The sequence below is a fragment of the Peribacillus cavernae genome, assembly GCF_003989135.1.
Classification (GTDB): domain Bacteria; phylum Bacillota; class Bacilli; order Bacillales; family DSM-1321; genus Peribacillus; species Peribacillus cavernae.
This window is the reverse complement of the sequence record NZ_RYZZ01000005.1, coordinates 189234-204581: the sequence shown is the minus strand read 5'-3', so window position 1 is coordinate 204581 and position 15348 is coordinate 189234. Positions and strand designations below refer to the sequence as shown.

Here is a 15348-nt window from a genome sequence, read left to right as displayed (position 1 = left end):
ATAAAATGAGTGATTTATTTCAATCATTAAAGGCAAGAATTTCAGGGAATAATCTGAGAATTGTTTTTCCTGAGGGGTTGGATGAACGTATTCTCACAGCTGCAGCCAGGCTGGCAGAGGAGAAACTCGTTACACCTGTCATCATCGGCAATATCGAACAAATCCAGGAAAAGGCTAAATCTTTGGGGGTTTCCGTTGAAGCTGCTGAAATCTATGACACTAACAATTACATTATGATGGACGAGCTTGTTGCATCTTTTGTTGAGCGCCGTAAAGGGAAGGCAACCGAGGAGGAGGCACGGAGAATCCTGCTTGATGAAAATTACTTTGGAACGATGCTTGTCCATACAAATAAAGCAGACGGACTTGTAAGCGGTGCGGCGCATTCTACGGCTGACACCGTGCGCCCTGCCCTTCAAATCATTAAAACGAAGGAGGGCATACGCAAAACTTCCGGTGTGTTCATTATGGTTCGCGAAGAAGAAAAGTATGTGTTCGCTGATTGCGCAATCAATATCACTCCTGACAGCAGCGATCTTGCGGAAATTGCGATCGAAAGCGCACGCACAGCGCAAATGTTTGATATTGAACCACGTGTCGCGATGCTGAGTTTCTCAACAAAAGGCTCGGCTAAATCTCTGGAAACGAAAAAGGTGGTTGAGGCTGTTCAGGAAGCGAAGAGGCTCAATCCTATGCTGGTACTGGACGGGGAGTTTCAATTTGATACTGCATTCGTTCCTTCCGTTGCTGGTAAGAAAGCCCCGGATTCACCGCTTCAGGGAGATGCGAACGTATTTATTTTCCCAAGCCTGGAAGCCGGGAATATTAGCTACAAAATTGCACAGCGATTAGGGAACTTTGAAGCAGTCGGACCTATCCTGCAAGGTTTGAACCGCCCGGTAAACGACTTATCCCGTGGCTGTAATGGGGAAGATGTTTATAAGTTGGCCTTGATCACTGCCGCACAGGTTCTTCATAGATAACCATACTCAGGGTGTGTGTGCTATAATGGATATGGATTTTTTAAAGAAGGAAGAAAAAAGCAGATGAATGATAACGATTCTTTATTAATACAGCCAGAATGGCGGATTATCGATCAGTCTTCACTGGGGCCGCAGTTTCATGCCACACAGTCATTCGCGATGGATGATACGCTTTGTGCTTCGGTTGGAAAAGGTGATTCTCCTGCTGTGGCCCGGGCCTGGGTGCATCATCGTACGATTGTACTTGGAATACAGGACAGTAAACTTCCATTCCTGGAGAAGGGGATTTCACTTCTTGAAGAAAGTGGATATCAGGTAATCGTAAGGAATTCTGGCGGGCTTGCCGTTGTCCTGGATGAAGGGGTGTTAAATCTCTCCTTGATCTTCCCGGAAACGGAGAGGAAGATTGATATTAATCGCGGCTACGATGCGATGTGGATTCTAGTTAAAGCTATCTTTACTGATTTCGGGGTTTTTATCGAGGCCAAAGAAATTGCAGGTTCTTATTGTCCGGGCAGCTATGATTTAAGCATCGGTGGGAAAAAGTTTGCCGGGATTTCACAGCGGAGAATCCGCGGAGGGGTAGCTGTACAAATTTATTTGTGTGTCACCGGAAGCGGACCAAGCCGGGCAGAGCTGGTGAAAATGTTTTATCAAGCTGCAAAAGGCCAGGCAGAAACCAAGTTTTCATACCCTGACATACGTCCGGAGGTAATGGCTTCCTTATCGGAGTTGCTGGGTGAACCGCTTACGGTCCAAGATGTGATGCTTCGCTTTTTGCAAACCTTAAAAAAAATGGGCGGCACTATCTATGCCAGCCAGCTGTCCCCACAAGAACTGCCATTATATGAAGCTTACTTTGCGAGAGTAACAGAGCGTAATCAAAAGGTGATTAAACCGTAGATAAGAAAAGCGCAAGCGCCTTTAATAATGAACGTCGACTAAGAACCGCCACGTCCTGTGGCGAACGTCGACGTCAGCGCATCCATGTGCAAGTCCGACAAGCATAAGGCAAGCACAGGAAGAAGGCGTTCTTTCCTTCTTACTGGGATTGCCTTATGACCTCGAGGGGCTAGGCGCTGGAGCTAGACACCAATACACATTGAAAAAGATATACTTTCTTTAAACAAAAAATCTGTTTCAACCCCTAGGGCTTTGAAACAGATTTCTTTCTTTCTTTTACAAGTAATCGTATCTATGTGAAAGGTGGGCTGATGCCTATCACTTCTCCACAAACAACATTTTCTTTTTTTTAAAAAAAGAATTCAACTAAACTGCGGATAATTCAGCCAATATTGAGATTAATTCAACCAAATTGCAGGAGAATTCAACCTACTAGGGGTGATTTCAACCGATTTTGGGATTAATTCAATCAAACAGCTGAAAAGTGTAAACTATTCGGCCAATTTTTCTAAATTGCCATTCCGGTCCATTTTGAATTTAGTGGCCGGGCGTTCGTCATCTTCTAATAGGACCAGTTTTCTCGCCCTGTTCATGATGTTCATCAATGTCTCATAATCTTCCTGGATCATGCCCGTATTTTGTTCCAGACTGCCGACCTTATTTTCGAGCTCATGACTCCGTTTTTTGACCTCTGCCAATTCAAGCTTCAATCTTTCGTTCTCAGATTTTAGCACTTCTGCCTGAAGCATGCTGTTGTTCATAGATTGCAAATACCAGATAACAGTATCAAGCGTAAGCTCGTTGCTGTCCAGGACAACACTGCGGACGGGCTCCGGAGATTCAAGAGGCTCAAGGGGCTCCGGCGTGTGATGAGTAGTTTCTGGTTCTAATGCTAGTTCTGCTAGTTCAAATTCAAAATTCTCTGTTTGGTGTTGAGAGGTCCCAATATCCTGGATCGTAGGGGCTGGAGGAGTATAAAGGAGCTTTTTCTTTCCTCCCTGGTCCTTTCCGAGAATGCGTTGCCGCTGCTTTCTCTGCTTCTTTGCTAATTGGAGGGCCTTATCATAGTTATGGCGCACAACTGCGTTCCAGCGGAATCCACAGGCCGCTGATGTCCGGTTTAACTTATCTCCAACCTCCTCAAAAGCATTTAATTGGGTGCTGCCTTCACGGACATGCCGCAGTACAGTCTCTGCTAATAGTAAATCATCTTCTTCTGTCCAAGCGTCTTGACGGATTTTCATACTACCTACTCCCTTTCTTTCAACATTAAATATTGCTTTTCTACTTATATCTTGGACAAGAACCGGATTTTTTATACAAATAGTTAACAGGATAGTAGTTTTTTATAAGTGTTGCTGTTGAATAGCCAAGCAAGATCTTATGCTTATTTCAGATTTTCGAGCTAGTCGATTCGGGTAAATTAAAAAATAAATGTTTTCCTGCCCAAAAAGTCAGTTTTTGTCGCATTTCGCTTGTTTCTACCTCATTCGGCTTGATAAAGCCATCTGGGAAAAGTATGATTAATGCCGTAAACAAGTTATAATGAAAAAATGATAGATTTTTAAAAAAGAGGGTAGCCAATGGGATATTCCGCCGAAAAACTTAGTGAAGAAAAAGTATTTAAAGACCCGGTTCACCGGTATGTCCATGTACGCGATCTGGTGATCTGGGATTTAATAGGAACCAGGGAATTTCAGCGTTTGCGCCGTGTCCGCCAGCTGGGAACTACTTTCTTGACCTTCCACGGCGCGGAACATAGCAGGTTGAACCATTCGCTCGGTGTTTATGAAATCGTCCGCAGAATAATTGACGATATTTTTGCAGGGAGACCGGAATGGAATCAACAAGAACGTCTTTTGTGTTTATGTGCAGCCCTTCTTCATGATTTAGGGCATGGCCCTTTCTCGCATTCTTTTGAAAAAGTATTTGACCTCGACCATGAGCATTTTACACAGGCGATCATCTTAGGAGATACAGAAGTGAACAGCGTACTTTCGCGGGTTGACAAGACATTCCCGAAAAAAGTGGCTGAAGTTATCGCAAAAACATATGAAAGCAAACTGGTTGTCAGCCTGATTTCTAGCCAGATTGACGCAGACCGTATGGATTATCTGCAGAGAGATGCCTATTTTACAGGGGTTAGCTACGGCCATTTTGACATGGAACGGATTTTGCGTGTGATGAGGCCGCGCGAGGATCAGGTGGTTTTTAAACAGAGCGGGATGCACGCTGTGGAAGACTATATTATGAGCCGATATCAGATGTACTGGCAAGTATACTTTCATCCGGTAACGCGGAGTGCCGAAGTCATTCTTACGAAAATACTACATAGAGCCAAGTATTTATATGAATCGGGATATGGATTTCAACATGAACCGCATCATTTTTACTCGCTGTTTAATGGAGATGTTGCCTTAGCGGATTATTTGAAAATGGATGAATCGGTTATCCTCTACTATTTTCAAATCTGGGAGGAAGAGAAGGATCCGATTCTCAGCGACCTTTGCGACCGCTTCGTAAACCGTAAACTGTTTAAATATGCCGAATTTCAACCATCTAACGATCAGATGAATAAATTAATGGAATTGAACCGGCTCTTTAAAAAGGCCGGCATTGATCCGGAATACTATCTTGTCGTGGATTCTTCTTCGGACCTGCCATACGATTTTTACCGTCCTGGTGAAGAAGAAGAGCGGCTTCCGATCCATTTGCTTAAAAACAATGGTGAGATTCGCGAATTATCACGGGAATCGGAAATTGTCGATGCGATATCAGGTAAAAGAAGAACCGACCATAAACTATATTTCCCCGAAGATCTGCTACGGGATGAATCAACGAAAAAGAATATCAAAAGACAAATCCGCCAGCTCCTGGATCTTGATAGATGAATGGTTATTAATGAAAAGGCAATCGAGGTACAGAAAAAGGAACATTTTGGGTGAGGAGTGACGAGCCTTGTTTAAGGATCATGCAAAAATTATCAAGGCGATTTCGGTTGCCGGTGAAGTTGCAGGGAGAAAAAAGCTGCAAAAGATTATTTTTATTGCCAAGAAGCTGTCCTTTCCCTTTCAGGAAAAGTTCGCTTTCCATTTTTATGGACCGTATTCGGAAGAGTTAACACTAAGAATCGAAGAACTGTGTAATATGGGATATCTGAACGAAGTACGCGAAAAGAAGTCCGGATATTACCAGTATTGCTATACAATCACTGATCCCGGCATCGATTTTTTGTCGATGCATGAGTTGGAAATGCCTGCGCTTCAAGGTTGTCTGCTAGATATGAATATGCAGAATGCCCGTTTTCTGGAGCTGGTTTCGACAGTTCTCTATTTTGATTCACTGGAAAAAGAAGAAGTGGTTGAAAAAATTTTCACACTAAAAAGTAAACAGAAATATACACATGAAGAGATCGATGAAGCATATGCATACATTGAGCAGCTAAAAGAGAAAGCCAAGCTGAATTAATGATAGGCTAAAATAAAGTAGAGTAAAAACGCTTGGATTATTTTCTTTATCCAAGCGTTTTGTGATGATTCTGTAGAAAAAAGATAGATAAGCTTGGGTTTATTATTCGAGCAGCAGTGATTATTGACTTAGTCAGTCCATTTACTATTGCCTCACACACTATTCCAAACCAAACCAAACTATCCAAATCAAATTTCGGTGTTATGGATTTTAGTTTATTCGTCGCTTAAGCGTTTTCCAGCCACCGCATAGTGGTTTTTTGTCATTTCTTCAATGAAAACAACAACTTTTTCTTTTGATGCACCGGTTGTTTCAGTCACTGCTTCGGTGACCTTCTCCACAAGCGCTTTTTTTTGATCATCAGATCTTCCTTCAAGCATTTTTACAGTAATATATGGCATGTCTCCCAACCTCCATTCATATTCTTTGATTGTAGTGTTTCATAAGGACAGGAAAATTGCAAGATAAGCGAAACCTTTTGCTATCCTTGACGTATATGGGAAGAAGATTGGCTAAAATAACCGAAGAAATAGAAGGTACAGGATCCTGAAACGCAGCCTATTTTAACTTATGCTGCATTTTCAGGTATACTTACGGTAGTAACTGATTGGGGAGAAGCAAAGTGGAGAACTTTTTAAACCGTTATTTAGCGTATGACCTGGAAAAGATACCATATGTGATAGTTGTTTTATTAATTGCATTTACGGTACACGAATTTTCCCACGCCTATGTTGCCTATCGATTTGGTGATCCGACTGCCAAGAACGAGGGCCGGATTACGTTAAACCCGATCCACCATATCGATCCGCTCGGTACGCTGCTTCTGTTGATTGCGGGTTTCGGTTGGGCCCGGCCTGTTCCGGTGAATCGTTTTCATTTCAAAAGGCCCAGACTTGCAGGGGTTCTTGTTTCTTTTGCCGGTCCCTTGAGCAATTTGCTTCTTGCGATCGCCGGATTGATTATTTGGTACAGCCTGGTTGCGGCGGGGCTAGGTGTGAATATGCCGGTCTATGTATATACTTTTATTGATATGTTTATCCAGATAAACATTGTTTTGTTTGTGTTTAATATGCTTCCTTTTCCCGCATTGGATGGATATCGTATCTTGCAGGATCTCGTGCCTGCTAATGTCAGGGCAAAAATGACACAGTACGAAGCGTACGGGGTGCTGATTTTTTTAATCTTGATCATTACACCCCTGTATCAGTACACGATCCAGCCGATTTTCCAGATTGTTTTGCCGTTTGTGATAAACGGACTGAATGATTTTTTTGCTCAATTATTTCTTTAATAAATAAACGTATAGTTTTAAAGGAGGGAAAAAGCTGATGGAGAATCAGCCTAAACAAAAGCTTGGTTTTAATATCATAAAAAATGATCCCACGGAAGGACACGGAGGTTTTGGCTCAGGCGTATTAACGCTGGATAATATATCGCCTGTCATTGTTGACGTGGACGCAGGAGAGGCAACTGTTGAGATTGGTGCCCTGCATGCGCGAAGCGCGGTTGAGCGCGGAATCAAATTCCTCAAAACGAAAGAAGAGGTTCCCAATGGAAAACCGTACTGGCTCGTATGGGTGACGATCGAAACGACCCAGGAAGGGCCGCTATATGCCGGAGTAACAGCCTGTGAAATGACGGTTGATCGTTCGATCCGAAGAGGTTATAAATCATTGCCTGAACATGTAAACCGTATGGATAAATCAATGAAACGCCATATCATTGTTGATCATATGGACGACAAATCCAAGAAAGTGCTCGCTGATTTTTTGAAAAATCATAACGTTGACATGTGGAATAATTCAGCAGATGAATTGAAACAGGGATTGAAGGTGGACGGATCCGGCAAGTAAAGTGTACGCCTTTTCCGCTACATTACAAGCTGTAGTAGAGACTACTTATTCATCGTTCATAAAATAAGTAAACTGCTTACAGCATGTAACGCTATAAAGCTAGGACAAGAAAAACCTCGAGACAGGAAGTCTCGAGGTTTTTCTTGTCTGCAGGATCAGTCTCCCCAAAGATTCAACAGCCGTTTATACCAGGTTCCATTTTCGCTTTTCTTTGGTGCTTTTTTGTGAGGTTTGCTTTCCGCCAGATGCTCAGTGCAGACCTCAGTTGGTTCCGTCCCTTTTACATAATAGGTCAATCTTTTGACAGGACAATATTCAGTGGCAAGCTTGCCGTTTTCCGGGTTGACATAAACGCCGACTACGTTTTTGGATTCCTTGAACTTTTTTTCCGGCTTATCTTCCAGGCTGTTTTCCATAAACTGTGCCCAGATGTCTTTAGCATATCTTTTTTCAGCGGGCACGGCGATGTTTTTGGGGTTATCATATCCTGCCCAAACCCCGGTTACCAACTGGGGCGTATAGCCAATCATCCAACTGTCCGTTTCCGTTGTCCCGGACTTACCGGCATACTTCCTCGTCAGCTGTGAAGCGATCGAACTCCCGGTAACCTTTGTATAGCCGTTTAGTTTTTTATCAAAGATGCCCGTGAGCATTTGGGTCATCACATAAGCCGGCGCCGGGTCGAGAATTTGCTTGTTTTCTGTCTGTTGTTCAAAAATAACCTCGCCTTTGTGGTTCTCCACTTTTTTAATAAATACGGGTTTGACTTCTTTTCCGCCATTTGCAAGCATACTGTAGGCGTTAACCATCTCGATCACCCGCACGCCTGACGTACCGAGTGCAAGCGATGGGACATGTGCCATTTTCGTTTCCAAGCCAAAGCGGCGGACTGTGTCAATCAATGCTTTTTCACCCAAAAATAAATGAGTTTTCACAGCATACACATTATCAGACAATGCAATTGCCTGAGCCATGGTTATCTCAGAATCGGCATACTGATGGTTAAAATTATGCGGTGTATAGGAAGATTTGCCATTATCATATGAAAAAGTAGTCAGCTCGCTTTTCAATGTCGAAGAAGGGGTAAACCCTTTTTCGAGTGCAGCATAGTAAAGCAGCGGCTTAATCGTCGATCCAGGCTGCCGGATGGCCTGGATGGCGCGGTTATAAGGGGTCAATTCATAATCCCTTCCGCCAACCAGCGCCTTGACTTCTCCCGTTTTTGGGTTCATGGCGACCAATGCGGCCTGTATTTCTGATGTTTCCGTGATCACATCGCTGAATGTCTTTTCTGCAATCTCCTGTTCCTTTGTATCGAGGGTGGTATATACTTTTAAGCCGCCCATCTCAACGGTGCTTTCATCCAGATGGAGTTGCGTTTTTAGCGCTTGTTTAACGGCATCCTGAAAATAGGGGGCCGCTTTTCTATCAGACGTCTTGTGCCCTCGATTAAAAACCAGCTGGCGCCCGATTTCTTTATTCACCATTTTCTCTGGAATCATCCCTTCGTTCGCCATCGCCAGCAACACCACTTTTTGACGCTTTTTCGCGTGTTCCATATATAAGAAGGGGGAATAGCTTGACGGCCCTTTCGGGATTCCGGCAAGCATGCTGGCCTCTGATACGGTCAAGTCCTTGGCATCCTTCCCAAAGTAATACTGGCTGGCGGCCTGGATCCCGTATGCCCCATGGCCGTAGTAAATCGTATTTAAATAGCCTTCGAGAATCTCTTTTTTTGAATAATTTGTTTCAAGTCGAATCGTATAGAAGGCTTCGTTGAATTTTCGGTTCCATGTTTTATCGTGGCCCAGATAAAGATTTCTGGCGTATTGCTGGGTAATCGTGCTCGCGCCCTGGACCTTTGACATCGCTCGTATATCTGCGACAACAGCACCAGCAATCCGTTTCAGATCAAAACCATTGTGTGTATAGAATTGGCGGTCTTCCACGGCAATGGTCGCATCTATCAAAGCAGGGGAGATATCGGCTAAATTCACCCAGTACCTTTTCTGGCCATTATCATTTTCGCCGATTACTTCTCCATCATCACTGTAAAAAAGGGTAGATTGAGGAACAGCCAATGGCGGAGCTCCAAGTACCTTTGAGAATAGTACAAGGGAAGCAAACAATAAAAAAACCAGTAACACCGCCAGTCCCGTTAAGATGATGACTGCCCGTATATATTTTGACGTTCTTTTAAACCGCTGGCCTGTAATCAATTCCACTGTTTACACCTCTTTCCCCTGGAAGATATTATTATTCAGTATGAAAATAAATCCTCCGTTTTAAACATCCCCCAGGAAAAAAACGAAAATATTTTTCTTGCATTTTCGCGTGATTCGACTATACTTTTTCTAGTTGTTGGGGAACTCTAAGAGCAGGAGCCCGACTAAGATCGCCACTTCCTGTGCATCGGGGCGTGGCTGCTTGCGCTAGACACCAGTTCATGTTGAAAAAGTTATTTTTTTAATTTAGAAACAAAGAGTAGGGCAAGGAAAAGAGGAAGGAAGCGATAGGAATGAGTATTTGGTATACAGAGAAACAGACAGAAGACTTTGGAATTACGATGAAAGTGAATCGTACTTTACATACAGAACAAACCGAGTTTCAGAAGCTTGATATGGTAGAAACAGAAGAATGGGGAAATATGCTTCTTCTGGACGATATGGTCATGACCTCTAAGAAAGATGAATTTGTCTATCACGAAATGGTTGCCCATATTCCGTTATTCACGCATCCAAATCCGGAAAATGTACTTGTTGTCGGTGGAGGGGATGGCGGCGTGATCCGTGAAGTTTTAAAGCATTCGAGCGTTAAAAAGGCGACATTAGTGGATATTGATGGAAAGGTAATTGAGTACTCAAAGAAATTCCTTCCTGAAATCGCCGGTAAACTTGAGGATCCCCGTGTCGAAGTAAAGATCGATGATGGGTTTATGCATATTGCCAACAGCGAGAATGAATACGATGTGATCTTGGTTGATTCCACTGAACCGGTTGGTCCGGCCGTCAATTTGTTTACAAAAGGCTTTTATGCCGGCATATCCAAAGCATTGAAGGAAGACGGCATTTTTGTTGCTCAGACTGATAACCCATGGTTTAAAGCAGATTTGATCACAGAAGTGCAAAGAGATGTCAAAGAAATTTTCCCGATCACAAAACTGTACCTGGCAAATATCCCGACCTATCCGAGCGGTTTATGGACATTTACGATCGGATCTAAAAAATATGATCCGCTTGAAGTGAGCGATGAGCGGTTCTATGAGATTGAAACGAAGTATTACACGAAGGAGCTCCACAAAGCTGCTTTCGTACTACCAAAATTTGTTCAGGATTTAATAAAATAAAAAAGCGGAGGACCATTTTATGCGCTTTGAAGAAGCTTACTCAGGCAACGTGTTTATTAACAGCCATCCTGATTTCGAAAATTCTGAAGCAGTTATATACGGGATGCCGATGGATTGGACGGTCAGCTATCGTCCCGGCTCCCGTTTCGGCCCGACCAGAATTCGTGAGGTATCGATTGGCCTTGAAGAATACAGTGCTTATCTTGACCGTGAATTGGAAGAGGTAAAATACTATGACGCTGGAGATATTCCGCTCCCATTTGGAAACGCCCAGCGCAGCCTGGATTTGATTGAAGAATTCGTCGACGAGATTCTTGACGCGGGCAAGTTTCCGCTTGGAATAGGGGGTGAGCATCTTGTTTCCTGGCCGGTGATGAAATCCGTTTATAAAAAATATCCGGATCTTGCGATTATCCATATGGATGCCCATGCTGACCTGCGTGAGAGCTATGAAGGGGAACCGCTTTCCCACTCCACGCCAATCCGAAAAATTTCCGAGCATATTGGACCGGAGCATGTCTATTCTTTCGGGATCCGTTCAGGCATGAAGGAAGAGTTTCAATGGGCGAAAGAACATGGAATGCACATCTCCAAATTTGAAGTGCTGGAGCCGCTTAAAAAAGTGTTGCCGAAGCTCGCTGGGCGCCCGGTTTATGTGACGCTCGATATCGATGTCCTGGATCCGGCCCATGCACCGGGAACAGGTACGGTGGACGCTGGAGGAATTACTTCGAAAGAATTGCTCGCTTCCATCCATGAAATCGCTAAATCGGACATTAAGGTTGTCGGCTGCGACTTAGTGGAAGTCGCTCCAATCTATGATGTATCCGAACAAACAGCCAATACCGCAAGCAAACTGATTCGCGAGATGATTCTAGGTTGGGTTCAAAAACGATAAAAAGCGTGAAAAAGAGATTGCCCAGAATTTATGGGGACAGTCTCTTTTTCATTCAAGAGGATTTTGTTCGGCTTCGTTGAATTCTCACTCGTTTTGGTTGAATTCTCAACAAAAATGGTGAATTCCACCTCAATTCAGTTTAATTTCCTGTCAAGCACTTCATTCGACATGCTCTGAAACAAAAAAACTTTGCTCCCACCGTATGTTAAGTTGAAACTTAAGATAAGAATACTTATACTTATAAAGTTATAGGACGTATGTAAGGAAGTGTGGCATTTGTCTCTACAAAATACTGAAAAACAAAATATTAAAGTGATGCTTCGTACGACAATAGATAATGGTTCTGAAACAGATACGTTTGAATTAACGGCTTTTGGAACGAAATTCAGTAAAGGAAATGCGCTTTATCTGCAATATACCGAAGAAAGCGAGAACGGGAAAACGCAGACAACTATTAAATATAAAGAATCGGAAACGCTGTTGATGCGCAGCGGTGCAGTGAAAATGCGACAGGTTTTTAGCCTGGCGGAAATCACGAATGGGCATTATGAAAGCATGTACGGCACAATGGCCATGCAAACGAGAACAAAGTTAGTCAGCCATATATGGAATGTGGAAAAACGCGAAGGGAAATTTTTATTTGACTATGATCTTTTCATGCAGGGAGACTTGCTTGGACAATATGAAATGGTGATAGCCTATAAGGAGGAAGCATAATACGATGAACGTAGTGAAGCAGGTTCAGGAAAAAATAAAACAGGAAATCAAAGCGTCTGTGATCAAGGCAGGGTTGGCTTCAGAAGAACAGATTCCGGCTGTGATTTTAGAATTGCCGAAGGAGAAATCCCACGGTGATTATTCGACCAATATGGCGATGCAGCTTGCGAGAGTCGCTAAAAAAGCTCCACGGACGATTGCAGAAAGCATTATTGAACATTTTGACCGTTCAAAAGCATCTATCGAAAAAATTGAAATCGCCGGCCCTGGTTTTATTAATTTTCATATGAACAATGAGTATGTAACAGAGTTGATTCCAGCGATTTTAAAAGCTGGCAGCCATTATGGCAAAAGTGATTTTGGCAATAATCAAAAAGTCCAGGTTGAGTTTGTTTCTGCCAATCCGACAGGCGACCTTCATCTTGGTCATGCCCGCGGCGCCGCAGTAGGTGATTCTTTATGTAATGTGCTTGATAAAGCAGGCTATGACGTGTCCCGTGAATATTATATCAACGATGCCGGAAACCAGATTAACAATCTTGCCTTATCTATCGAAGCCCGTTATTTCCAGGCACTCGGTCTCGAAAAAGACATGCCGCAAGACGGCTATCATGGCGAAGATATCATTGGCATCGGCAAAAAGCTCGCAGAGGAACATGGGGACAAATATGTTAACGCCGATGAAAAAGAGCGCTTTGACTTATTCCGTGAGTACGGTTTGAAATATGAAATGGAAAAGCTAAAAAAAGACCTCGAAAATTTCAGGGTTCCCTTTGATGTCTGGTATTCCGAAACTTCCCTCTATCAAAATGGAAAGATCGATGAGGCTCTCTCTTCGTTAAAAGAGCGCGGCCACATTTACGAGCAGGATGGTGCCACATGGTTTCTGTCCACCGAATTGGGTGATGATAAAGACCGTGTCCTCATTAAGCAGGATGGCTCTTATACTTATTTAACACCTGATATCGCGTATCACCGAGATAAGCTTGAGCGCGGTTTTGAGAAGCTGATCAACATCTGGGGAGCGGATCACCACGGTTATATTCCGCGTATGAAAGCAGCGATTGAAGCGCTCGGTTATCAGCGTGAGCAATTAGAAGTGGAAATTATTCAGCTTGTGCATCTGTATAAGAACGGCGAGAAGATGAAAATGAGCAAGCGCACCGGAAAAGCGGTGACGATGCGCGACCTGATTGATGAAGTAGGACTCGATGCAACACGTTACTTCTTTGCGATGAGAAGTGCGGACACACATCTGGACTTCGATCTTGACCTGGCGGTATCACAGTCCAATGATAACCCGGTTTACTATGCCCAATACGCCCATGCCCGCATCTCGAGCATTCTGCGCCAGGGTGAAGAACAAAATATCAGTTATGAAGGCACAGCGGATTTCTCGCAGATTTCTTCAGAAAAAGAAATCGAGCTCTTGAAGAAGCTAGGGGAATTTCCGCAGGCAGTTGCGGAAGCTGCTGAAAAACGCATGCCGCACCGGATAACGAACTATATTTTTGACCTGGCATCCGTCTTCCACAGCTTCTACAACGCTGACAAAGTATTGGATACGGAAAACCCCGAAAGAAGCATAGCGCGCCTGGGTTTAGTAAAATCGGTGCAAATCACGTTGAAAAATGCACTGGCCTTAATCGGTGTATCGGCACCGGAGAGGATGTAAGTAGTTTGATTTGCTTGAAAAAGGTAAAAACAAAAATCTCGTATTAATATCGGTCAGCACTTTAACTGCAGAATCGGAATAACGATTGTTTTCTAAAGTGAAATTTTAACAAAAAGGTAATCCACTCTGTTTTGGTCGACGAGGTGGGTTACCTTTTGTTATTGCAACGATTATTTGAACAATTAATCCGATTAACGCTACTACATTCGTCACCTTTCCCAAGGTGTGTCAATTTTATAAAAAGGGCGAGATCACAAAGGCAATCGACTCTTTGATCCTGCGAATGGGATTCGGCATTGATAGCATTTCAAGCGTTAAAGGAGTGGAATCATCTATATCGCTTTTTAATTCCTTCTTTATCATCTCGATACATAATGGGTCAAAGATCAGACAATTCATTTCGTGATTTAAAAATAAAGAACGCCTGTCAAAGTTAGCGGTTCCGATATCGCAGATCTTATCATCTATAAGCATAATTTTGGAATGATAAAAGCCTCTATCGTACTGTAACACTTTTGCGCCTTCCTTCAAAAGGAGACGAAAATATGGGTAGGACGCTTCTTGAACGAAAGGATGATCTGCCATTTTTGGAACGATAATAGTCAAATCAATACCACGGGATAACACTGTTCTTAAATCCAGAAAAAGCTGCCTGCTTGGAATAAAATAAGGGGTTCCGATGATGATTCTTGTTCCTGCTCCTGAGATGAGCCGGGAAAAGGTCTTTTCAAGGAAGATGCCTTCCGTGGGGATGAGCTGATGAAGGCATTTTCCTTTTCTTAACGGAGGGAAATACTGACGATTGCTTCGGTCATCAACCCCTGAAGAATGGTACCAATCCGCCAAAAACTCGTCTTGAAGATCCCGGACACCCTCTCCTTCAACTTTTAAATGATAGTCCCGCCATGGATTTAGCTTCGAGTCTTGATCGATATATTCCTTGCCGACATTGTAGCCGCCTATATAACCGACTTTTCCGTCAATAATCGTGATCTTGCGATGATTTCGTTCATTAAGAGAGTAGAATAGATAGGGGAATTTTAATCTGCGTGCGAAGTTGAAACTCACTCCGTATGCTTCTAGATCGAGAACTGTTTTCTTATTTATCTTATGGCTTCCAATCCGATCGACCATTAACCGCACTTCAACACCGGATTGCGCCTTTTCTTTCAAAAGGTGGAGAAACGCCTGGCTAAAACGGTCATTGGAAACAATAAAGAAAAGGATATGTACATGCCTTTCTGCATTTTGAATTTCTGTAAATAAATCCCGAAAAAGTGCTTTTCCGCTCGTGTATAGTTGAATGTCGCTATTGCGCTTGGGATAATCCCGTTTGAAAACATTGTTTATATGGCTTCTCCGCCCGAAATAAAAATCGATGGGCAACCAGATGAGGAGACATAAAATAACGATTCCGATCGTCACTGCAACTATCATGTTCATCCTCTCCTCAGCTATGGTTTATTCCGTTATTTTTGCTCAAAGTCTCTGTTATAATCCTTGTT

General features: G+C 43.1%; 14 protein-coding genes. 10 read left to right on the top strand and 4 right to left on the bottom strand.

The genetic code is table 11. From position 1 onward, the window contains the following. Positions 1–5 precede the first annotated feature (5 nt). Complete coding sequence (gene pta, locus ELQ35_RS04150) at positions 6–983, top strand: phosphate acetyltransferase (RefSeq protein WP_126863570.1); 978 nt, start codon at positions 6–8, stop codon at positions 981–983. 63 nt (positions 984–1046) lie between these two features. Next, a complete protein-coding gene (gene lipL / locus ELQ35_RS04145; RefSeq protein ID WP_126863569.1) occupies positions 1047–1886 on the top strand; it encodes an octanoyl-[GcvH]:protein N-octanoyltransferase in 840 nt (279 codons plus the stop codon). Between the two features lie 491 nt (positions 1887–2377). On the opposite strand, the gene ELQ35_RS04140 is transcribed toward lipL, so the two are convergent. Continuing rightward, positions 2378–3130 (bottom strand): RsfA family transcriptional regulator, encoded by a 753-nt coding sequence (locus tag ELQ35_RS04140; RefSeq protein WP_126863568.1) that lies wholly within the window; start codon positions 3128–3130, stop codon positions 2378–2380. A gap of 339 nt (positions 3131–3469) precedes the next feature. On the opposite strand from ELQ35_RS04140, the gene ELQ35_RS04135 reads away from it, so the two are divergent. Both ELQ35_RS04135 and ELQ35_RS04130 read left to right on the top strand, forming a co-directional pair. Continuing rightward, a complete protein-coding gene (locus ELQ35_RS04135) occupies positions 3470–4777 on the top strand; it encodes an HD domain-containing protein (protein ID WP_126863567.1) in 1308 nt (435 codons plus the stop codon). Between the two features lie 67 nt (positions 4778–4844). Beyond that, a complete protein-coding gene (locus tag ELQ35_RS04130; protein WP_126863566.1) occupies positions 4845–5354 on the top strand; it encodes a YwgA family protein in 510 nt (169 codons plus the stop codon). Between the two features lie 215 nt (positions 5355–5569). Here the strand turns inward: ELQ35_RS04130 and ELQ35_RS04125 are convergent, their stop codons facing one another. Next, the gene (locus ELQ35_RS04125; RefSeq protein WP_126863565.1) at positions 5570–5755 is read right to left on the bottom strand and encodes a 2-hydroxymuconate tautomerase; all 186 of its coding nucleotides are present in this window, start codon (positions 5753–5755) and stop codon (positions 5570–5572) included. A gap of 221 nt (positions 5756–5976) precedes the next feature. Here ELQ35_RS04125 and ELQ35_RS04120 point away from each other — a divergent pair, with 221 nt between their 5' ends. Continuing rightward, positions 5977–6645 (top strand): site-2 protease family protein, encoded by a 669-nt coding sequence (locus tag ELQ35_RS04120; protein WP_126863564.1) that lies wholly within the window; start codon positions 5977–5979, stop codon positions 6643–6645. A 37-nt stretch (positions 6646–6682) separates the two neighbouring features. Beyond that, entirely contained in the window at positions 6683–7207 is a 525-nt protein-coding gene (locus ELQ35_RS04115; RefSeq protein WP_126863563.1) for a YwhD family protein, read from the top strand. Between the two features lie 155 nt (positions 7208–7362). On the opposite strand, the gene ELQ35_RS04110 is transcribed toward ELQ35_RS04115, so the two are convergent. Further along, complete coding sequence (locus ELQ35_RS04110; protein ID WP_126863562.1) at positions 7363–9432, bottom strand: transglycosylase domain-containing protein; 2070 nt, start codon at positions 9430–9432, stop codon at positions 7363–7365. 293 nt (positions 9433–9725) lie between these two features. On the opposite strand from ELQ35_RS04110, the gene speE reads away from it, so the two are divergent. The 4 genes from speE (at position 9726) to argS (ending at position 13843) form a co-directional block, all read left to right on the top strand. Then, a complete protein-coding gene (speE, locus tag ELQ35_RS04105; RefSeq protein WP_126863561.1) occupies positions 9726–10553 on the top strand; it encodes a spermidine synthase in 828 nt (275 codons plus the stop codon). A 19-nt stretch (positions 10554–10572) separates the two neighbouring features. Continuing rightward, positions 10573–11451: an agmatinase gene (gene speB / locus ELQ35_RS04100; protein ID WP_126863560.1), complete on the top strand. Its 879-nt coding sequence runs from the start codon at positions 10573–10575 to the stop codon at positions 11449–11451. A gap of 276 nt (positions 11452–11727) precedes the next feature. Continuing rightward, positions 11728–12168: a YwiB family protein gene (locus tag ELQ35_RS04095; protein WP_126863559.1), complete on the top strand. Its 441-nt coding sequence runs from the start codon at positions 11728–11730 to the stop codon at positions 12166–12168. Positions 12169–12172: 4 nt separating this feature from the next. Next, positions 12173–13843, top strand: a complete 1671-nt coding sequence (gene argS / locus ELQ35_RS04090) for an arginine--tRNA ligase (RefSeq protein ID WP_126863558.1) — start codon at positions 12173–12175, stop codon at positions 13841–13843. A gap of 234 nt (positions 13844–14077) precedes the next feature. Here the strand turns inward: argS and cls are convergent, their stop codons facing one another. Continuing rightward, on the bottom strand, positions 14078–15280 hold the full coding sequence (gene cls, locus ELQ35_RS04085; RefSeq protein WP_126863557.1) for a cardiolipin synthase: 1203 nt from the start codon (positions 15278–15280) through the stop codon (positions 14078–14080). Between the last annotated feature and the right edge of the window lie 68 nt (positions 15281–15348).